Here is a 20,166-nt window from a genome sequence, read left to right as displayed (position 1 = left end):
GGCGTGAAGGGTCCGGCGCCCGTCACCAGCGATAGCTCCGAAATCTTCTCAAGCCGTTCCTGCCGCTCTTCGCTGTGCCGGCCCCGTCGCCCGCCATCCCGTCTTGCGACCGCCCATCAGGGCCTCGAAATGCGAGATCGGCCAATGCGGCTCGACCACGTGGCGGGGCAGCAGGGGAAGATCGGCGGCACCGAGCGCCCGACCGCGCCGGGTGGTGAAGAACGTCCGGTAGCCGCCCTCCAGCGCGAGCGCCGGATCGAGGGCCGGGTCGAAATCGTGGCCGGCCACGCCCCAGGGGCATGCGAAATGGTGGATCTCCCGGCCGGTGAGGGCGGCCAGTTCGCACCGCGAGCGGGCGATCTCGTCGGCAACCCGATCGCGGCCGAGCCGGCTCAGGCGGTGATGGGTGGCGGTGTGCGATCCGATGTCGAGGCCGTCGGCGCACCAGGCCGCCACCTCGGCCCGGTTCATGTAGAGGCGTCCGCTCGGGGCCAGGGACGTCACCCGATCGAGACCGGGCGGGGTCGAGGGCGGCGCATCGATCCAGTCGCTGACGAGGAAGACGATGCCGGGAACGCCCAGGGCTTTCAGAACCGGCCGCGCCACCTCGAAGGTGTCGGCGTAGCCGTCGTCGAAGGTGATCAGGAAGGCGCGCTCACCGGCTGGCCATCCCGCGGCGAGACGGTCGGCTGCGCTGTCGGCATCGATGAAGTCGCCGTGCCGGCCGAGATGGCGCAGTTGCGCGGCGAAGTGATCCTGCTCGGCTTCCGGCACCTGATGGTAGCACAGGGTGTAAAGGCCAGGCTCCGCATGGGCCAGGGATGTGAACAGGGCCGTGCCGCGCAGGGCGAGCGCACGCAGAGCCGGTACCCGGCGCAACGTCGTCTTGACCCAGTGTTTCATCCCGGCTCCGTCCTGCGAAGCACGCGCCTATCACGAAAATGTTCTGACAGCACCTGTATAAATCTCCCCCAAATACCGTGGTTAATCTGCCCACTTAGTTTCACTATTGATAAGGTCAGCATGGCTCGTCGCTTGCTCCGCAGCACGGGGCAGGCCATGGATCGTCCCGATCTGGGAAATTCCGGCACGCGAGGGGCATCAGGGTGGGGCAGGCGACGGTCGTCGATGTGACGGACGATCCCGAATGGGACACGGCAATCTGGCAGCAGCCCAGTGCCAACATCTACGCGTCGCGCCGTTGGGGCGAGTACAAGCGCCGCATCGGCTGGGATGTGCGGCGGCTCTCGATCCGCGCCGGCGACGGGCAGGCGCTCGCCTACGCGCAGGTGCAGCGCCGCCGCCGCGCGCTCGGCCACATCGTGCTGGCACAGGGCTGCCCGATTCTGACACCGCTCGGAGAGAGGCGGGCGGACGCTGTGTTCCGCGTTCTCCTCGATCATCTCGACCTCGGGCGTTTCGATCTGCTCGGCGTGAACTATCAGCAGCTCCAGTCGCAGGCCGCATTGCTGGCCCTGCTCAGCCACGGATTTGCGCCGGTCGTGACCACGCGGACGCATACGCTCGAACTCGATCTCACCCGAGACTTGGATCAGATCCGCGCCCGCATGGAGGGCCGCTGGCGCGAGGAGCTCAGGACCGCCGAGAGCAATCCCGACCTCGCGACCGCGTATCCGACCGGCCCGGCGGAGCGGCTGGCCGCCTTCGAGACCTTCAGCCGCCTCTATGCCGCCCTGAAACGGCGCAAGGGCTTCCGCAACAGCCTCGACACCGAGGCCTTCCGCGATCTGGCCGCCAACGACCCGAACCTTCTCCTCCTCGAGATGCGCGAGCGGAACGAACCGATCCTGGTGCGGATCGTCCACCGGACGGCGAATCGCTGGACGGACTTCTACGTCGCCTCGAACGCGCGGGCGAAGGCGACCGGGGCCGGCCGTCTCGCGCTGTGGCGGCTGATCGAGCGGGCCCGGCGCGAGGGCGCTTCGGTGCTCGATCTCGGCGGCATCGACCCGGCCGGCAATCCGGGCGTCTACGAGTTCAAGCGCGGGGTCAGCCGCAACGTCGTCGCGGCCAACCCGCTCTGGCTCTACAGCCGGACCCGGTTGCTGCGCCGCGCCGCGACAGCCGTCCTGGCCACGCGATGACGGGGCCAGGCGCAGGAGATCGGCGATGACCGACGCCCCGACCGCGTCCTCCCGGCCCACCGGCTTCATCCGGCGTGCCGCCGGCCTCGTCCGGCATCCGCCGGCCGCGCTCGTCGCCCTGGCCGACCAGGGCGTCGTCAGCGGTTTCGGCTTCGTGAGCGGCATCGCCGCCGCCCGGCTGCTCGGGATCGCCGAGTTCGGGCATTTCGCGATGATCCTGATCGTGCTCGGCTTCGCCCAGGCCCTGCACAACGCGCTCATCACCGCGCCGATGATGACGCTCGTCGGCGCCCTTAGCGGCGTCTCGGCGGCCTACGGCGCGACCATCCTCGCGGGCGCCTTCCTGCTCTGCCTGCCCGGCGCCGTCTTCGTGGTGGGCGCCCTCCTGATTGCCGGGATGTCGGGCGAAACGCTGCTCGCGGCCTGCGCCCTGATGCTGGCGCAGAACCTCCAGTTCACCCTGCGCCGCCTGCTGTTTGCCAAGGGCCGGGGCGTGCAGGCCCTGATCATGGATTCCGCCCGGGCCGCGAGCTTTCCCCTCGTCGCCCTGCTGATCTGGCTGAGGCACGACATCGTCGGCGGCAACGGCTTCGTCTGGCTGCTCGCCGCGACCGCGTTCGCCACCTGTCTGCCGTTCGTCGTCGCGTTCGGACGGCCGATCCTGCGCCGGCCCGGCTGCATCCAGGCCGGCACCGTCACGCGGCGTCACATCCCGCTCGCGCGCTGGCTCCTGCCCATCGTCTTCGTCACCTTCGTGCAGGAACAGCTCATCTGGCTGATGGCCGGCTCGACCCTCGGCCTGGAGGAACTCGGCGGCCTGCGGGCGGCGCAATACCTCGTCGGAACGGTGCTGCTGCTGCTGGCCGCCACGGAGAACGTGTTGCCGGTGGCCGCGGCGCGCGCCCATGCGGAGGGCGGAGAGGCGGCCCTTCGGTCGTACCTGCTGCGCACGGGCGTGAGGCTCGGCGTGCCGATCGTCGCGATCCTGGCCCTTCTCGCCGTTCCCGGCGAGATGTGGCTGCGGCTGATCTTCGGGGCGGAGTACGCGGCCTACGCGACCTGCCTGCGCATCCTCTCGGTCAGTGTCGTGATCGTCCTGGCTCGGGACCTCACCGCGAATTACTTCCGCGCCAAGCAGAACACCCGAGTGCTGTTCGAGTCGCTCTGCGTGAGCATGGTCGTATCGCTCGCCGTGGTGGTCCCGCTGATGCGCGTCAGCGGCGTCAGCGGCGCGGCGGCGGCGGTGGGAGCCGGGCACTTGGCCTCCCTCATCTACCTCGTGATCGCGGCTTGGCGGCCATCGCGCTCGGCGCGTCCCGCGCTCGCCCGCTGGGGGCGCTCGCCCCGGCTTCCGACCCGTTCCTGAACCAATACGGCGGCGATGGCCGCCCTCTCGGCCGCCCGAACCGGGCTCGGAACGGTGCGCGACCGCGGAGGGCCGCCTGTACGCGGCATGACAAAACCCTTACGCTGCATTCATGTTTGATGAGCGTTCCCGGGCCGACCCGCACCTGATGCGGACCGCCGAGCTCATGGCCGAGGCCAGCTCTCTCGACGACGTCGTGTCCATCCTTGAGCGGACGGGGCGTCGGATCGCGGGCTCCGACGGGATTGCCGTCGTGCTGCGCGAGAATGACGTCTGCGCCTACGTCGCCGAGGACGCGATCGAGCCGCTGTGGAAGGGATCCCGATTCTCGCTCGATGCCTGCATCTCGGGCTGGGCGATGCAGAACCGGGAGACGGCCGTCATCCCGGACATCGGCATCGATCCCCGCATCCCGAGCGACGCCTACGCCTACAAGGCGATCCGAAGCCTCGTGATGGTTCCGATCGGCACGCCCGAGCCGGTGGCCGCGCTCGGCGCCTACTGGTGCGCCATGGTCTGGCTCGACACCGCCACGGTGGCGCGCCTCGAAGCCCTGGCCTGTCAGGCCACCGCCGCCCTCGCCCGCCTAGAGGGGAAGCGCAGCACCGAGCCGGCTGCCTCCTAACCGCAGGCCGGCGCCGCAGGCACGGGTCCGGTCCGTACATCGATTCATCGTGACCGACGGGGCAGCCGAGGCTATGCAGCGTCGATCGAGAGGATGCTGGGGGGCAGGCATGCCGGTTTTCGTGCTCAGGGGCGCCCACCGCGCGGCCGATGGCCAGATCGGGCCGACGCTGTTCGAGGAGGCGATCACGGCCGACAATCCCGCCGACGCCGTCCGCCTCGCCAACATGCAGGATCTCTCGACCAAGGACGAGCGGGCGAACGCCCTGTGGCTCGTCGATGCGCAGGGCGTCCTGCACTGGTCCCTGCGGCGCGCCGACCGGGATTGAGCGGAAGCAGGCCGCGGCCGCCCCCTCGATTGCCGGAGCCTGCCGCGAAGACCGGGGGAAAACCTGCCCCGCTCGGGCTGAATTGGTCTTTGCCGGCGCTTTCGTGCTAAGTCTTAAGGCAGGAATCCCTGACGATCCCGCTCGGGGTTCTTCTGCCGTCCCACGCCCGATCCTGTCCGCGTCGGGACGCCGCGCGCCGCCGCCGGGATTTCATGCGGCGCGAGTTCTCGTCGAAAGATTTTTCATGAGCGACGACATCGACGCCAAGACCCGCGCCGCGGAGCGCGCCGAGCGGGCCGAGCGCATGGCCCGCGAGGGACAGCAGGCGATGGCCGAGCATCTGGCCGCGGTCAAAGCCGTGGACGAGCGCACCGTGCGCCTGCGGGCCCTGCGCCTCGCCAAGGAAGCCGAGGAGGCCGCGGAGCGGGCCGCCAACCCGCCTGCGCCCAAGCGCGGCCGCAAGAAGGCGACGGCCTGAGCCCGATGGCGATCGACCGCACCCGCCGCCCGAGCGACCCGCGCCAAGCGGCCGAGGCCGCCTTCCGTGCCGTGACGCGAAAGGCCCCCGAGGCCGCGCCGGAGGCGCCCAGGGCGCCGGTGATCCCCGGCACGCGCGAGACCGTGTCGCTCCGCATCGACCGGGCCGTGCTGGAGCATTTCCAGAAGGACGGCCCCGGCTGGCAGGACCGCATCAACGCCGCCCTCAAGGCCGCCGCCGGATTGTGAGGCGGGGCCCGTGAGGGTGCGGCCGGATGGTCGTGCCCGGCGAAAGCATCGTGCTGGATATCGGATCCACCACGATGCTCTCGCCTCTTGCTTTTGCATCGTCTTTTTCCGGAAGCCGGCGGCCACCTTTCGGGACGACGCTCTAGTCGCGCCTGCCCCGCCGGCCCGTCCGGGGAGGGCACCGTGAGCGGCCCTTCGGACTGGCTCGGCCTCAGCCCCGACGAGACGACGGCGCTGCTGTTGTCCCTGCGCGTCGCCACGGTGGCGACGCTGGCGAGCCTGCCGCTGGGCCTGCTGGCGGCGTGGCTGCTGGCGCGGCGGCGCTTTCCCGGTCACGCCCTGCTCGACGGCCTCGTCCACCTTCCGCTGATCTTGCCGCCGGTGGTGACGGGCTACCTGCTGCTGCTCGCCTTCGGCCGGCGCGGCGTGTTCGGGGCGTGGCTCGCCGAGATCGGCATCGTCTTCTCGTTCCGCTGGACCGGCGCGGCGCTCGCCTGCGCGGTGATGGGCTTCCCGCTGATGGTGCGGGCGATGCGCCTGTCGATCGAGGCGGTGGACCGGCGCCTTGAACAGGCGGCGGCAACGCTGGGCGCCGCGCCGCCGCTGGTGTTCCTGAGCGTGACCCTGCCGCTGAGCCTGCCCGGCATCCTCGCGGGTGCAATGCTCGCCTTCGCCAAGGCGATGGGCGAGTTCGGCGCGACCATCACCTTCGTCTCCAACATCCCCGGCGAGACCCAGACCCTGCCGTCGGCGATCTATACGCTTACCCAGGTGCCGGGCGGGGAGGCGGGGGCGCTACGCCTCACGCTGATCTCGGTCGCAGTCTCGATGGTGGCGCTCGTGGCCTCGGAGGCGCTGGCGCGGCGCATGAGCCGGCGTATCGGGGCAGGGCGCTGAGCGGCAGCCTGCCATCGAAGGGCCGCCCTCTTCCCGGCAAGGCATCGAAGCTTCCCGGCGCGCACCACACCGTGTGATCCGACCTCCGCCCGATCGGCGCGCTTCCTGTTTCCGTCATACCGCGGCCGGTCATCGGTTCGGTCTCGCCGCGCGATGACGGCGTGAGATCGATCCGAAACGATCCACCGGCCTGAAGCAGGACCGAAGAGTGAGCTCCCGCGCCGCCCCTCCGCGCCCGAGCACCGGCAGCCATCCTTCCGAGACAATCCAACACACTTATCGATTACAATGATTGATGAAGAGATTTAATCCCGATTAAATTTTAAACTATGCGCAATTTTATCGCACTTGTTCGGATGTGTTCTTTCGCACTTGGAGAGAAAAACCAGACGTATATTTCAGCAATATGACTTATGCATGGGCTATGCCCTGCAATTCAGGAGACATTCTTTGCCTCGCGGATGGATTTATGCCCTGACCCTGCTCGTGGCCGTCGCACCTGTCCTGCTGCCGACATCGGCGGCGGCCCGGCGCACGCTGGATCTCCAGGGCCCCGGCGATCCCAACCGGACCGCTTGCGACATCGTCGTGAAACGTCCCGGCGGAAACCCGACGCAGGATATGACCGGCTCCATCGGCCACGCGAAGAGCCATCAAAGTGGCGGCGGCCGAGCAAACCCGTTGATCTGCTATCTGCCCGGAACCCGCTGACAGCACGGTTCGGGATCCCATCGGCGGAAGACGCGACCGCATCAGACATCGCGCACAATTCCGGAAAACAAACCACACATCGACAAGGGAGGCGAAGCGTGAGCGGAACAAGATTGTCCAAGATCACACTCGCCAAGATCACACTCGCCAAGATCGCACTCGCCGGATCGATCGGCCTGATCTCGAACACGACGGCGAGTGCCATGAACCACCCGGCCCAAACCGGCACGGGCGGCGGCCCGGAGACGACGATCACCGCCCCGCACGTGGCCCCGACGGGAAGGGTCATGCCTCGCCCCCGCCCCTTGGACTCACAGACGCGCGGTGAGCCCGAGCAGAAGCTCGGCCTTCAGTTCAAGGACAGCTTTCTCATGAAGGACATCTGCGTCGGCTGTTGAGCCGGGCCGGGTGAGGCCGATCCCGCGGGGATCCGTTCGGTGCGGCCGGTGCCCTGCGCGCCTCAGGCGTAGGCATAGGGCCCGCCCCGCTCCAGCGCGCGCCCATAGGCGGGCCGCGCGTGGATGCGGGCCAGCCACTCCGTCACCCGCGGCCCCGCGCCCGTCCCGCGGGCGGCGAAGGCTTCAAGCGGAAAGCTCATCATGATGTCGGCGGCGGTGAAGGCCCCGCCGCAGAAATACGTCCGCTCGGCGAGCTCGTTCTCCCAATAGGCGGCGTGGCGGCGCAGCTCCGGATCGACGAAGCCGCCGGTCACCTTCTCCGCGATCGCGCGCACCAGCGGACGCAGCAGCGCGGGGCTGCCGGGTGCGAGCCGCGAGAACACGAGCTTGAGCAGGAGCGGCGGCATCGCCGAACCCTCCGCGTAATGCAGGAAGTAGGTGTAGCGGTCCCGCTCCGGCGTGCCCGGCGCAGGGGTCAGGGCACCGCCGGCATGGGCGGTGAGGCATTCGACGATGGCACCGGTCTCCGCCACCACCCGCTCGTCGATCTCGATCAGCGGCGACTTGCCCAGCGGATGCACCGCCCGAAGCGCGCGCGGTGCCAGCATCGTCGCGGGATCGCGCGCGTAGCGCTTCACGGTGTAGTCGAGCCCGAGTTCCTCGAGCAGCCACAGCACCCGCTGCGAGCGGCTGTTCTCCAGATGGTGGACGGTGATCATTATGCGCCTTGGTTGGTCCTGCGCCGACAACGCGCCAGAACGCCCATCGCGCCCCTTGTCTCCGCGGCGGTTTTGCTGAGAAGCGCCAAAGCGGTTTCCAGGAAGGTTTCCCAGTCGAGGCCCGATGACCATCGACGTCGACGTTTCCCTCCGCCGCGGCGGCTTCGCGCTCGACGTCGCCTTCAGCGCGGGCGCCGGGCTCACCGCCCTGTTCGGACGCTCGGGCTCGGGCAAGACCACCGTGATCGACCTGATCGCCGGGTTGGCCCAGCCGCAGCGCGGACGCATCGTTGCCGACGGCACGGTGCTGCTCGATACGGCGCGCGGCATCCGCGTGCCGGTGCATCGGCGGCGGATCGGCTGCGTGTTTCAGGAAGCCCGGCTGATGCCGCATCTCAGCGTGCGGCAGAACCTGCACTTCGGCCGCTTCTTCTCCCGCGGCGCGGGCGGCCCGAGCCTCGAGGCGGTGGCGGACCTGCTCGGCATCGCCCCGCTGCTGGAGCGGCGGCCGGCCGGTCTGTCGGGGGGCGAGCGGCAGCGGGTGGCGATCGGCCGGGCCCTGCTGGCGCGTCCACGGCTGCTGCTGATGGACGAGCCGCTCTCGGCTCTCGACGAGGCCCGCAAGCGCGAGATCCTGCCCTATATCGAGCGGCTGCGCGACGAGGCGGGCCTGCCGATCGTCTATGTCAGCCACGCGGTGGCGGAGGTGGCGCGCCTCGCCTCCACCGTGGTGGTGCTGGAGGCCGGCCGCGTGGCGGCGAGCGGCCCGGTCGATGCCGTGCTGCGCCGGCCCGACCTGATCCCCGACGGCGCGGAAGCCGGCAGCGTGCTCGCCATGCAGGTCGAGCGCCACGATCCCGCAGCCGGCCTGACGCGCGTGATCGGCCCCGCCGGCCCCCTCGACCTGCCGCTGATCGACGCCCCCGCGGGCCGCCGCCTCAACCTGCGGGTGCCCGCCCGCGACGTGCTGCTGGCGCTGGCCCGGCCCGAGACCTTGAGTGCCCGCAACGTCCTGCCGGGCCATATCCTCTCCATGCGGGAGGAGGGGACGGCCTGCCTCGTCGAGGTGACCTGCGGAGAGGCGACGCTGGCTGCCCGCCTCACCCGCGCCTCCGCCCGCGACCTGGGTCTCACGATCGGGCGTCCGGTCTTCGCCATCGTGAAGAGCGTGGCCCTCGATGCGGGAGGCGCGCCGGGAAGCGGACGGATCGAGATCTAGACGACGTGCGAGAGGATGCGCCGGGCGGTCGGGCCGACAACCGGCATTGACTGATCCGACCATGCCCCTCGGCATGGCGTGGCCGCCCGGAGCATCATGGACAGGTGTAGCGGAAGCGGCCGGAGCCCAGCGGCGCGGCCGCGAGGTGATCGAGTCCCCGCTCCATGTCGCGCCCGCCCGCCTGCCAGCGGTCGCGGATCGAGGAGGGCGAGAAGTCGAAGCTCTTCGAGGCGAGCTGGTCGGCGCCGGCCCGGTAGACGAGGTGCAGCAAGGTCGCCACCGGTCCGTCCGGATCGAGCCGTTCGCGCAGGGCGTAGCTGCGCGCGAGTCCCGAGACCGCGCGCCGGGCGGCGCTGGCGAAGATGAGGTCGTTGGCCCGTTCCAGCACCGCGTCGAGCGAGCGCGGCGGGTCGGCCCGCAGGGAGAACAGGTCGAGGGCGATACAGAGCCGATCGCGGGCCGGCTCGGGCTCGAACAGCGGATCGAGCGGCAGATTGTTGGTGTAGCCGGCATCGCACAGCAGCCGCCCATCGATCTCGACCGGCGGAAAGGCCGGCAGCAGGGCCGCACTCGCCAGGATGTGCTCGGGCCGGATCGTCTGGCGGGTGTTGTCGAAGAACACTTCCTCGCCGGTCGCCACATCGATGCAGGCGATGGTGAGCCGGATCTCGGCCCGATTCAGGCGATCGAAATCAACGAGGCGTCGCAGCGTGTCGAGAAGCGGCCTGTGATCGAACAGGGCGACGTCGTTGGGCACCCAGGGCAGCGCCGACCACAGGCCGGGATAGCGATGCGTGAAGATGCTCGGCCGTCCCCAGGCCAGCGTCAGGAGCGAGTGGAGGGCGTTGTAGTACTGGCGCGGCTTGAGGAGGTCTGTGCCGGAGAGGCCGGTCTGCAGGGTCGCCTCGTTCCAGAACCGGTGGAGCCGCTCGATCCGGTCCTCGGGCGCGTTGCCGGCGATGATCGCCCCGGTGATCGCTCCCATGGATGCCCCCACCATCCAGTCCGGCCGGAGGCCGCGGGCCTGCAGAACTTCGAAGGCCCCGGCATGGTAGGCGCCGAGCGCGTTGCCGCCGCCGAAGACGAGCGCGATGTCGCGGGTAGGGGACGTCAGTTCCATGTGCCGTGCGGACCTTTGTTTTCCCGGTCGGGACCCGGCATGTGCGGCCGGTCTCGTGTGGGGCAACCCGGCAGGCGCGGCTTGCGATGCACGAAGGGGGAGGGGCGGCGCACAACCCGCACCCACCCGTCATCCACCTCAGCAGACGAAGAGGCGGGCGCGGCTCCTTAGGATTACGTCCACCATCCACAATCGACGTTGTGCGCCGAGGTGGTTCATCTCACGCTCTCGTCACCAGGTTTCGTCGTGCTGCCACGGCGGCACCGTCACACAGGATGGTCATCGGTATGCCGCATCCTTCACGAAGCCGCCTGCGTCCATATCGATGCAGGAAGAGCTGATATTGGCGCAAATTCTCAGAAGAAAATATTAAATCCCGCAAAAATTCAAATCGTCTCATTCAATGATCTATAGATCATATTAGATGGAGATTGTCAGTGAAGATCTCTTGTGTCGGCGCTGGGCCTGCCGGATTGTATTTCGCAATCGTGATGAAACGGCGCAACCCGGACCATGAGATCGTCATTCACGAGCGAAACCCGGCGGGAACGACCCATGGGTGGGGCGTCGTCTTCTGGGACGATCTTCTTACCACATTGCGGTCCAACGATCCGGTTAGCGCGCAGGCGATCGCGGACCAGGCGGTTCCCTGGTCCGGGCAAGTGGTTGACGTCGAGGGGCAGGCGCCGATCTACGATGCTGGCGGGGGCTACGGCATATGCCGTCGTCGCCTCCTGCAGATCTTGGTCGAGCGGGCGATCGCGCTCGGCGTCGAGGTGCGGTTCGAGAGCGAGATCCGCGAGCTGGATCAGATCGCCGACGCCGACCTCATCGTGGCGGCGGACGGTGTCGCGAGTCAGTTGCGCCGCCACCGCGCGGATCGGTTCCGGCCGCAGATCGAAGCCGGACGCAACAAATACATCTGGCTCGCAACGACCCGACCATTTCCGTCCTTCACGTTCGGATTCGTTCCGACCAGCGCCGGATGGGTCTGGTTTCACGCCTACTCCTTCAAAGAGGGAGCGAGTACCTTCATCGTGGAATGCGCACCGGAGACGTGGAACGGGCTCGGTCTCGGCACGATGCGCGCGGATGACGAGTTGCGGACACTGGAAGGCCTCTTCGCCCAGCATCTCGATGGCCACGAACTCATCAGGCGAGACGGCCAGGGCGACACACTGCCGTGGCTGAGCTTCCGCACGCTGGTTAACCGAAGGTGGCACGCGGACAATGTGGTGCTGATCGGCGACGCCGCCCACACGACACATTTCACGATCGGTTCGGGAACGCGTCTCGCCATCGACGACGCGATCGCACTCGCATCGGCCTTGGGCGAGCACGACAGTCTTCCCCGCGCTCTAAACGCGTTCAACCATCGGCGCCGCCGCGCACTCGCGCGCTTGCAACGGGATGCGCGCTTGAGTGCGGAATGGTTCGAGAACCTTCCACGCTACATCCGCTACAGCGCACCCACTTTCTTCACGCTTCTGCTCGCGCGGCGCTCTCGTTTGCTGAAGCGGATGCCTGCGAGAACCTACCTGTATCTACGGGGTCATTATACCAGGCTGACCGGTCGCACGGCCTCACCGCCCGCTCGGATCGGCGGACCGGGGCGCCCGTTCGGATCAAAAGCCAACCGCGACCTCTCCGGAGCCGAACCGGGAATGCCCCGCCGTTGACGCCGGAGCGACAAGGGGCGGCGACCGGGAGTTCCCATGGGGCGCTCTTAGAGTGCCTCATGGGAACTCCCGCTCACCGACCGTTCTCGCTCTGGCGAGGATAGTGAGGCGGGAGTTTTGTGAGAGACACTCATTCACCCTCAGCCGGCCAAGGTGGGAAGGGCATCCAGTCCGTGAAAGCGTCCGTCGCGTAGCCGTGGTCGCACGAGGCGACCCGCCAGGGCTCGCTGTCTCCGAAACGGCTTGGATCCCAGCGGATGACGGCTCGACGGTCTGGCTCGCGCCGGTTGATGGCGATGATCCAGCGGCCATCACGGGGCGCCCGATCCATGATCCGCCAGCTCCACATCGATCAATCCTCGGATCCTCATGCCAAATCCGGTTGATCCCTTCGGGATGGCGGATTTGGCCTTCGCTCAAGCGCCGCGCGGGCTTGCCGATCCGATCCCCGCTTTGATGAAGCGAAGACCGGATCAGTCCTGGGGAGCCTTAACGCCGGATCAGGTCAGACGGTTCGGCGGCGGACATCCGTCTCTCGGGACGATGCTCTAGATCGTTGTTCTTGCATCGTCTTTTCCCGAAAGCCGGCCGCCACCTTTCGGGACGATGCGCTAGCGGAAATTCCGTGCCCGCACCGGCAGCGCCGACGCCCGCGGGTCGGGCCGGACCTCCTGGCCGGTCTCGTCGCCGCGGCCGGTGCGCAGGGCGATGGCCGCTTCGTCCTCGCCGATCCGCCGCAGCAGGCCGGAGCGGTCGTAGAGTTCCGCGGCGACGAGGTGGACGACGTCGCCGATCCGCTGCACCCGTCCGCGACAAGCCATCAGCCGGGCGCCGAGCACGACCCGGCGCTGCCGGTCGAACAGCTCGGGGCGCACGATCAGGTTGGCGATGCCGGTCTCGTCCTCCAGGGTCATGAACATCGTGCCCTTGGCCGAGCCAGGCCGCTGGCGCATCAGCACGATTCCGGCCACGATGATCGTCGCCCCGTTGCGCGTCCGCTCCAGCGCCGCGCAGGGCCTTGCGCCGAGACCGGCCAGCGTCTCGCGCAGGAAGACGAGGGGATGCGCGCGCAGGCTGAGGCCCTTGGCGCAGTAATCGGCCACCACCTCGCCGCCCGCGCTCATCGCGGGCAGCGACACGGCGGGTTCGGGCGCCTGCGCCGGTTCGGCCCCCGTCGTCCCGGAGAGGGCGGCGAAGAGGGGCAGGGGGGCGGGTCCCAGAGCCCGGATTGCCCAGGCGGCCTCGCGCCGGTTGAGGCCGAGCGAGCGGAACGCGTCGGCCCGCACGAGGCAGGTGAGGGAGGCCGCCGGGAGGCCGGTCCGGTCGGCCAGTTCGGGCAGGGAGGCGAAGGGGCGCTCAGCCCGCGCCCTGGCGAGACGCCGTCCATCCCCCTCGGGGAGGCCGCCGGCGAGGCGCAACCCCAGGCGCACCGCGAACAGTTTTCGGCCATCGCCGAGCGATTCCAGGGTGCAGTCCCAGTCGGAAGAATTCACGTCGAGCGGGCGGATCGCGACGCCGTGGGCGCGGGCGTCGCGGACGATCTGTGCGGGAGCGTAGAAACCCATCGGCTGCGCGTTCAGCAGCGCGGCGCAGAACACATCCGGATGGTGACACTTCATCCAGGAGGAGGCGTAGGCGAGCAGGGCGAAGGAGGCGGCGTGGCTCTCGGGAAAGCCGTAGGACCCGAAGCCTTCGAGCTGCTTGAAGGTGCGCTCGGCGAAATCCCGCGCGTAGCCGTTGGCGACCATGCCCTCGACGAGGCGAGTCTGGAAGCGGTGGACGCCGCCGGTGAACTTGAAGGTCGCCATCGATCGGCGCAGCTCGTCGGCCTCGGTCGCCGAGAAGCCGGCGCCGACCATCGCGACCTGCATTGCCTGCTCTTGGAACAGCGGCACGCCCAGCGTTTTTTCCAGAACAGCCTTCAGTTCGGGTGTCGGGTAGGTCACCTCTTCGAGGCGCTGGCGACGGCGCAGATAGGGGTGGACCATGTCGCCCTGGATCGGGCCGGGACGCACGATCGCCACCTCGATCACGAGGTCGTAGAACTCTTTCGGGGCCATCCGCGGCAGCATCGCCATCTGCGCGCGGCTCTCGATCTGGAACACGCCGAGCGTATCGGCGCGCTGGATCATCGCGAAGGTGGCCGGATCGTCGCGCGGGATCGAGGCGAGATCGTGCGGGTCGTTCTTGACCTGCGCCAAAAGATCGAAGGCGCGGCGCAGGCAGCCGAGCATGCCGAGCCCGAGCACGTCGACCTTCATGAACTTCAGGGCGTCGATGTCGTCCTTGTCCCACTCAATGACCTGACGGTCGGCCATCGCCGCCGGCTCCACCGGCACCAGTTCGTCGAGCCGGTCGAGGGTCAGGACGAAGCCGCCGGGATGCTGCGAGAGGTGGCGCGGCGTGCCGATCAGCTCGCGGGCGATCTCCAGCGTCAGGCGCAGACGCCGGTCGTCGGGATTGAGGTTGAGTTCGCGCAATTCGCGCTCGCCGACGCCCTCGCTGCTCCAGGACCAGGTCATGCGGTTGAGGGCGCCGGTGACGTCCTCGGGCAGGCCCATCACCTTGCCGACCTCGCGCAAGGCGCCTCGCGAGCGGAAGCGGCTGACGATCGCGGTGAGCGCCGAGCGGTGGCGCCCGTAGGTCTGAAAGATCCACTGGATCACTTCCTCCCGGCGCTCGTGCTCGAAATCGACGTCGATGTCGGGCGGCTCGCGGCGCGCCTCGGAGACGAAGCGCTCGAACAAGAGGTTCTGCTGCGTCGGGTCGATCGAGGTGATGCGCAGGCAGAAGCAGACCGCGGAATTGGCCGCCGAGCCGCGTCCCTGACAGAGAATGCCCTGGTCGGTCGCGAAACGGACGATCGATTCGACCGTGAGGAAGTAAGGCGCGTAGGCCAGCCGCCCGATCAGCTCGAGTTCGTGGCGCAACTGGCGCGTCACCGCCTCCGGCACGCCGGCCGGATAGCGCGTCCCGGCGCCGGCCCAGGTGAGCGCCTCCAGGCGCTCCTGCGGCGAGAGACCGTCCTCACGGGCCTCCGTCGGGTAGGTGTAGGCGAGGTCGTCGAGCGAGAAGGTGCAGGCGGCGGCGATCTCAGCCGTTCGCGCCAGCGCTTCGGGGAAGCGCGCGAACAGGCGGGCGGTCTCTTCCGGGGGTTTGAGGAAGCGGTCGGCGTGGCGCTCCTTGGCAAACCCCGCCCGGTCGATGGTGAGCCCGAGCCGGATGCAGGTCACCACGTCCTGCAGGCGGCGCCGTCCCGCAACGTGGTAGAGGATGTCGCCGGTGGCGACGGTCGGCACCCGCGCGGCCCGCGCCGCGGCGGCCAGGGCCTCGAGCCGTTCCGCGTCGTCGGGGCGGAAGCGGCGGGTCAGCGCGAGGGAAGCGCGGGCGCCGAATTCCTGTTTGAGGCGGATGAGATTCTCGGCGAGCGACGGCCCGGTCGCGTCGGGGAGCAGAATGGCAAAAAGCCCCTCCTGCCACGCTTCGAGATCGCGCCAGGTCAGGCGACGGCGGCCCTTGCCGCCCCGCGCCTTGCCCAGGCTGAGCAGGCGGCAGAGCCGGCCATAGGCGGCCCGGTCGGTCGGATAGACGAGGAGCGGCGAGGCCCCACCGTCGAGGTCGAGCCGGCAGCCGACGACGAGGCGCACGCCCGTCGCCTTCGCGGCCTGATGCGCCCGCACCATTCCGGCAAGCGAGCCGTGATCGGTCACGCCGAGCGCCGGAATGCCGAGCAGGCTGGCTGCGGAAAACAGCTCCTCCGGGCTCGACGCGCCGCGCAGGAAGGAGAAGTGCGTCGTGACCTGAAGCTCCGGCGTGCTCACGCCTCGCCGAGCCCGTGCAGCCACCAGCGCCCCTGCGCCTCCATCGGCCCGTCGCGAAACAGCCAGAAGCGCTCGCCGGCCTCGGTCTCGACCCGGTAGTAATCGCGGGTGAGGTCGGCCTCGGCCTCCGCGACCCACCACTCGCCGAGGATGCGCTCCGGCCCGTCGGCGCGGGCGATAAGGTGGCGGGTGTTGCGCCAGACGAAGAAGAGCGGCGGCGCGTCGGGGATCTCGGCCATCGCCGTGACCGGCTCGGGCGGCGCCAGGAGGCGGGCCGGGCGGGGCAGGTCGGCGGGCCAGACCGCACCGAGGGGAGCGGCCAGCGCGGGCACGCGGCGCACCGCCCGCTCGGGCAGGTCGCTCTCCACGGGCGCCAGCCGGTAGACGCGGGCAGCACCGAGGCGCACCAGCAGGGTATCGACGAGGGCGGCGAGGTCCGGTGCCTGCGGACCGGCGGCGAGATGGCTCGCTTGGCTCTCGGCCAGGGGCTCGACGCGGGAGGCGCCGAGCCACGCCTCCTCGATGCCGAAGCCGGGATCGACGAGTGGAAGACGTTCCGTCAGCAGCCGGGCAAGGTGAGCTGCATCGCGGCTCGGCCGCGCCGTACCGATCCGGACCGCCTGATCGAGGCGGTCGACACGGGCGAAGACGAGGTCGAGCCGGCGCGCGCCGAGGCCACGCCGCTCCAGCTCCGGCACGAGCCGGGCGCAGAGATCGGCGACCACCCGTTCCAGGCTCTCGCGCGCGCCGACCGGCTCGGCGAAGCGGAGGGCCGCGCAGGGCGTCTCGGGGGCGGCGAGCGCCGTCAGCGGCTCCGGCTCGTGCCCGAGCGCCCGGTCGAGGCGGAACAGGATCTCGGCGCCGAAGCGCAGCCGCAGGGCAGCCCGCGGCTTGCCGATCAGATGATCGACACGGGTGATACCGACGTCCTGCAGCGCCCGTACCGCCTCGGCGCCGAGCCGCAGCGCCGTCACCGGCAGAGAGGCCAGGACAGGTTCCGCGGCGCCCGGCGGCACGATCCCGCCCGCGCCGAAGCGGGCCAGCCCCCAAGCACAACCCGGCGTGTCGGCGAGCGCGAGCCGCGACGTGATACCCGTCCGCTCCAAGCGTGCGGAGAGATCGGCGAGGAGGGGCGCCTCACCCCCGAACAGATGCGCGGCGCCGGTGACGTCGATCAGGAGACCGTTGGGCGGATCGAGGGCGACGATCGGCGCGTAGCGCTGGCACCACAGGCCGAGCCGTGCCAGCGCCGCCGCATCCGCCTCGGGCGCGGCCGGAACGAGGTGCAGGCCCGGTATCATCGCCTGAGCCTGGGCGGCGCTCATGCCGGGCGACAGGCCGAGGCGGCGGGCGGCGGCGTCCAGGCCGGCCAGCACGCGCCGGGCGCCGTCCTGTGCCACGGTGACGAGCGGCTCATCGGGCGGCGCGGCGTGGGACCCGCTCCGGCGCAGCCGGTCGGTCGGCCAGGCTGGCAGGTACAGCGAGACGACCCTGCGCATCGCAGGCCTCCACGATCCAAGCTCCCGGCGCCCCGCCGCGGCTGCGCTGCAATTCGAGCCGCCAGCGCGGGCGGCCCATTCGACGCCCGATTTCGTCCGACGGGGCGGGCGCCACCCGCCAGCGGCTTCGCGCGGCGGAAGGCTCCGGCTCGGCCGCCTCGCCCGCGCAGAGGCGATGCACGACGAGCGCGGTGACGCCCGATCCCTCCGCTGCGAGTTGGAGCCGGCGGGAGGGCGTGAGCGCCATGCGGGTGAGTTCGCCGACGACGCCGGCGAGCCCGCGGTGGCGCAGGCCTTCTTCCATGGCCGGCAGCACCTCGGCATCGCGCCACGTCTCGCAATAGACGACCCGGTCGGGATGGAGGCCGACGCGAGCCAGCGCCGGAGCGAACAGGTCGCGGCTGTGCAGACACCACAGCACCGGCCCATCGAGCCGGGCCAGGATGCCGCCGGCGAACAGCACGGCGGTGGCGGCGTAGCGCCCGCGCGGCCCGCCCTCGTGGATCTGGTGGAGCGCGCCGAGCGCCAGCCCGCCGCCAGGCAGGGCCGCGTCGAGCCCCGCGACACCGAAGGGCAGGGTGGGGACGATTTCGGGCTCGGCGCCGTGCCCCGTGCCAAGCCCGACAGAATCCGTCAGCCGGCGAAGCTCGGCCAGGGTCGGCGTGGCGGGGGAGCGGGGAGGGGGCATGGGTTACGGGTTCGAGGGTTGTCTACGGCACTTCTCAGAACAAACAGTGAACACACCTGAGCCGTAACCCGTCAACAGCTCGTTCGTTGCCATCCCTGTTGAAAATGCGGATTTTATTCCGGCCATCGACTTGACCGCTAGGCCAGCGAGGTTTTCGCCCTGAAGCCCTGCACGCAACGCGGGTGCGACGGCTTACCCCACCTCAAATCAGCATGCGTCACCGCAGCGGATGCAACAAAACTGTCTGCTGTTGCCGATGAATGACAGACGTTCGCCCCGGCCGTTCTATCGTAATGTCTGCCGGGAACTTTGCCGGAGGATGTCGCGTGGGACGCGCAATCTGCGTTTCTCCCGCGAGCTCTCAAGATAAGCCAGGGTCATGAGTGACTGGTCATGAGTGACGCACGACCCACAGACCGCCGGCCCGTCATCCTCGTCGTCGAGGACGAGCCCGACGAGCGCTACCTCGCGGCCGAACTGCTGGAGGAGAAGGGTTTCGAGGTGATCGAGGCCGAGACGGCCGAGCGCGCCCTCGACATCCTGCGCCAGCGGGGCGACGGGATCGACGTGGTGTTCTCCGACGTGCGCACACCGGGCACCATCGGCGGCTTCGAGCTGGCGCGGATCATCGGCGTGACCTGGCCCCGCATCCGCCTGCTGCTGACCTCGGGCGATGCGGGCGACCAGCCGAGCGACCTGCGCGTCACCGCGACCTTCATGCCGAAGCCCTGGCGGGCGCCGGAGATCCTGACATGGCTGGAGGAGGCCGCCGGCCTCAGGGAGCCGCCGGAGGGCTGACGCCACGAGGATAGACCACGCAGGGCTGCCGCGGCGCTTGTGTGAACCGTACAGGGCTAGTCTGGGTCGAACCTGCTCGGCCGGTGCAGCGACAGGCGCCGAAACCATCCATCCTCGGTCATGAACTCGCCGGCAAGCCCGTCCGACAGGTCGGTCAGGACGTAGGACCTCGACCCTGCCACGAGCGCGAGGTCGCAGCCATGGTTCAAGCCGGCGTCCTGCACCTCGTACATCAGTTCGACGATGAACCGATCGATGTAGTGCTTCGCCACATCGACCGCATCGTCCCGGTCGAATGTTCCCCTCGCGATCGCCGCGGCGACGATGTTCGCGATGGAATCACCTCCGTCCGTCGCAGCGATCCCGGACGCCGCGTCGAAGACGCGATCCCGGGATGCGACGACCATCCGGCCGAAGGCCAAGAGCGGATCGTTCTCTTCCGACATCGAAGGCTTCTCTCGACATCCGCTCGACACCGACCGGGATGCCTCCCGCCCGCGGACGTGAGACGCTCCCGGCCCCGTCTCGCGCTCAGGCCGCGGCGACGGTCGCCTTCACGATCCGGTCGGGGTCGTTCACGGGCTCGCCGCGCTTGATCGTGTCGACGACTTCCATGCCCTCGATCACCTTGCCCCACACCGTGTACTGGCGGTCGAGGAAGCGGGCGTCGGAAAAGCAGATGAAGAACTGCGAGTTCGCCGAGTGCGGGAAGTTCGTGCGCGCCATCGAGCAGGTGCCGCGCACATGCGGCTCGGCGTTGAACTCGGCGTTCAGGTCGGGCAGCTCGGAGCCGCCGGAGCCGGTGCCGGTCGGATCGCCGGTCTGGGCCATGAAGCCGTCGATGACGCGGTGGAACGGCACGCCGTCGTAGAAGCCCTGAGACGCCAGGGTCTTGATCCGCTCGACGTGGTTGGGGGCGAGGTCGGGGCGCAGCGCGATGACGACGCGGCCCTTGGTGGTCTCCAGGACGATGGTCTCGTTGGTCTCTGCCATGGCTTAAATTCCCTGTCCTTTGGGTCCGTCGTAGATGAAGCGCAGCGCCAGAGGGCGCCCCGCGATGGCTCCGCCGAGAGCCGGGGTGAGCCGGACCGGCGTGCAGCGGGCGATCGCGTCGAGCGTCGCCCGTATCAGGATGTCCCGGGTCCGCGTGTCGCCCGGCGCCTTGGCGAAGGTGATCTGCGGCGTGCCGATCACCGAACCGTCCCGGCGCAGCGAGAGACGCGCCGTGATCTCCGCCCGCTCGAACCGGCTCAGGCCTTCCGGCACCCGCCAGCAGGCAGCGAGCGCCGGATAGAGCGCTCGCAGGGTGTCGGCCGGGGCCGCCCCCGGCCCTGCCGCGGGCAGCGGTACGTGCTGCGTGCCCCGCAAGGTCTGGGGCAGGGTGCGCCAGGGCTCAATGCCCTCGAACGCATCCGCGCTGCCCGGTGCGAGCAGGGCCAGGGCGGCCGCGAGGAGGCCGGCGGGAGC

General features: G+C 69.6%; 21 protein-coding genes. 12 read left to right on the top strand and 9 right to left on the bottom strand.

Features of this window, described 5'->3' with window-relative positions; genetic code table 11:
• Positions 1–48: 48 nt before the first annotated feature.
• Positions 49–903 (bottom strand): polysaccharide deacetylase family protein, encoded by an 855-nt coding sequence (locus tag LPC10_RS23360; protein WP_231344622.1) that lies wholly within the window; start codon positions 901–903, stop codon positions 49–51.
• Positions 904–1,106: 203 nt separating this feature from the next.
• Between LPC10_RS23360 and LPC10_RS23355 the strand changes: the two genes are divergently transcribed.
• The 9 genes from LPC10_RS23355 (at position 1,107) to LPC10_RS23315 (ending at position 7,156) form a co-directional block, all read left to right on the top strand.
• Positions 1,107–2,105 carry a lipid II:glycine glycyltransferase FemX gene (locus LPC10_RS23355; protein WP_231344621.1) on the top strand — a complete coding sequence of 333 codons (999 nt, stop codon included), beginning with the start codon at positions 1,107–1,109 and terminating at the stop codon, positions 2,103–2,105.
• A gap of 25 nt (positions 2,106–2,130) precedes the next feature.
• On the top strand, positions 2,131–3,471 hold the full coding sequence (locus tag LPC10_RS23350; RefSeq protein WP_231344620.1) for a lipopolysaccharide biosynthesis protein: 1,341 nt from the start codon (positions 2,131–2,133) through the stop codon (positions 3,469–3,471).
• Positions 3,472–3,583: 112 nt separating this feature from the next.
• Positions 3,584–4,096, top strand: coding sequence for a GAF domain-containing protein (locus LPC10_RS23345; RefSeq protein ID WP_231344619.1), 513 nt, complete (start codon positions 3,584–3,586; stop codon positions 4,094–4,096).
• Between the two features lie 109 nt (positions 4,097–4,205).
• Positions 4,206–4,424, top strand: a complete 219-nt coding sequence (locus tag LPC10_RS23340; protein ID WP_231344618.1) for a hypothetical protein — start codon at positions 4,206–4,208, stop codon at positions 4,422–4,424.
• Positions 4,425–4,668: 244 nt separating this feature from the next.
• Positions 4,669–4,902: a hypothetical protein gene (locus LPC10_RS23335; protein ID WP_003605770.1), complete on the top strand. Its 234-nt coding sequence runs from the start codon at positions 4,669–4,671 to the stop codon at positions 4,900–4,902.
• Positions 4,903–4,907: 5 nt separating this feature from the next.
• The gene (locus tag LPC10_RS23330; protein WP_108942353.1) at positions 4,908–5,150 is read left to right on the top strand and encodes a BrnA antitoxin family protein; all 243 of its coding nucleotides are present in this window, start codon (positions 4,908–4,910) and stop codon (positions 5,148–5,150) included.
• 183 nt (positions 5,151–5,333) lie between these two features.
• Complete coding sequence (gene modB, locus LPC10_RS23325) at positions 5,334–6,047, top strand: molybdate ABC transporter permease subunit (protein ID WP_231344617.1); 714 nt, start codon at positions 5,334–5,336, stop codon at positions 6,045–6,047.
• A 417-nt stretch (positions 6,048–6,464) separates the two neighbouring features.
• Positions 6,465–6,758, top strand: a complete 294-nt coding sequence (locus LPC10_RS23320) for a hypothetical protein (protein WP_231344616.1) — start codon at positions 6,465–6,467, stop codon at positions 6,756–6,758.
• Between the two features lie 113 nt (positions 6,759–6,871).
• A complete protein-coding gene (locus LPC10_RS23315) occupies positions 6,872–7,156 on the top strand; it encodes a hypothetical protein (RefSeq protein WP_231344615.1) in 285 nt (94 codons plus the stop codon).
• 62 nt (positions 7,157–7,218) lie between these two features.
• Here the strand turns inward: LPC10_RS23315 and LPC10_RS23310 are convergent, their stop codons facing one another.
• Entirely contained in the window at positions 7,219–7,875 is a 657-nt protein-coding gene (locus tag LPC10_RS23310; RefSeq protein ID WP_231344614.1) for a glutathione S-transferase, read from the bottom strand.
• Between the two features lie 124 nt (positions 7,876–7,999).
• Here LPC10_RS23310 and modC point away from each other — a divergent pair, with 124 nt between their 5' ends.
• On the top strand, positions 8,000–9,094 hold the full coding sequence (modC, locus tag LPC10_RS23305; protein WP_231344613.1) for a molybdenum ABC transporter ATP-binding protein: 1,095 nt from the start codon (positions 8,000–8,002) through the stop codon (positions 9,092–9,094).
• Positions 9,095–9,188: 94 nt separating this feature from the next.
• On the opposite strand, the gene LPC10_RS23300 is transcribed toward modC, so the two are convergent.
• A complete protein-coding gene (locus LPC10_RS23300; protein WP_231344612.1) occupies positions 9,189–10,214 on the bottom strand; it encodes a patatin-like phospholipase family protein in 1,026 nt (341 codons plus the stop codon).
• Between the two features lie 491 nt (positions 10,215–10,705).
• Here LPC10_RS23300 and LPC10_RS23295 point away from each other — a divergent pair, with 491 nt between their 5' ends.
• Positions 10,706–11,893, top strand: a complete 1,188-nt coding sequence (locus tag LPC10_RS23295) for an FAD-dependent monooxygenase (RefSeq protein ID WP_231344611.1) — start codon at positions 10,706–10,708, stop codon at positions 11,891–11,893.
• Positions 11,894–12,504: 611 nt separating this feature from the next.
• On the opposite strand, the gene LPC10_RS23290 is transcribed toward LPC10_RS23295, so the two are convergent.
• From LPC10_RS23290 to LPC10_RS23280, 3 genes are read right to left on the bottom strand one after another with little or no spacing between them, the layout of a single operon-like run.
• On the bottom strand, positions 12,505–15,714 hold the full coding sequence (locus LPC10_RS23290; protein ID WP_231344610.1) for an error-prone DNA polymerase: 3,210 nt from the start codon (positions 15,712–15,714) through the stop codon (positions 12,505–12,507).
• On the bottom strand, positions 15,711–17,213 hold the full coding sequence (locus LPC10_RS23285; RefSeq protein ID WP_231344609.1) for a DNA polymerase Y family protein: 1,503 nt from the start codon (positions 17,211–17,213) through the stop codon (positions 15,711–15,713). Before LPC10_RS23285 ends, LPC10_RS23290 begins: the two co-directional genes overlap by 4 nt.
• Positions 17,128–17,901: an ImuA family protein gene (locus LPC10_RS23280; RefSeq protein ID WP_231344608.1), complete on the bottom strand. Its 774-nt coding sequence runs from the start codon at positions 17,899–17,901 to the stop codon at positions 17,128–17,130. The genes LPC10_RS23285 and LPC10_RS23280 overlap by 86 nt, the downstream gene beginning before the upstream one ends.
• A 393-nt stretch (positions 17,902–18,294) precedes the next feature.
• Here LPC10_RS23280 and LPC10_RS23275 point away from each other — a divergent pair, with 393 nt between their 5' ends.
• The gene (locus LPC10_RS23275; RefSeq protein WP_012456783.1) at positions 18,295–18,699 is read left to right on the top strand and encodes a response regulator; all 405 of its coding nucleotides are present in this window, start codon (positions 18,295–18,297) and stop codon (positions 18,697–18,699) included.
• A gap of 56 nt (positions 18,700–18,755) precedes the next feature.
• Here the strand turns inward: LPC10_RS23275 and LPC10_RS23270 are convergent, their stop codons facing one another.
• From LPC10_RS23270 to LPC10_RS23260, 3 genes are all read right to left on the bottom strand, one after another.
• Positions 18,756–19,121: a hypothetical protein gene (locus tag LPC10_RS23270; RefSeq protein WP_231344607.1), complete on the bottom strand. Its 366-nt coding sequence runs from the start codon at positions 19,119–19,121 to the stop codon at positions 18,756–18,758.
• 109 nt (positions 19,122–19,230) lie between these two features.
• The gene (locus LPC10_RS23265) at positions 19,231–19,692 is read right to left on the bottom strand and encodes a peptidylprolyl isomerase (RefSeq protein ID WP_108942335.1); all 462 of its coding nucleotides are present in this window, start codon (positions 19,690–19,692) and stop codon (positions 19,231–19,233) included.
• A 3-nt stretch (positions 19,693–19,695) separates the two neighbouring features.
• On the bottom strand, positions 19,696–20,139 hold the full coding sequence (locus LPC10_RS23260) for a hypothetical protein (RefSeq protein WP_370644744.1): 444 nt from the start codon (positions 20,137–20,139) through the stop codon (positions 19,696–19,698).
• Positions 20,140–20,166: the final 27 nt, after the last annotated feature.

It is taken from the genome of Methylorubrum sp. B1-46 (genome assembly GCF_021117295.1).
Classification (GTDB): domain Bacteria; phylum Pseudomonadota; class Alphaproteobacteria; order Rhizobiales; family Beijerinckiaceae; genus Methylobacterium.
This window is presented reverse-complemented; position numbering and strand designations above follow the sequence as displayed.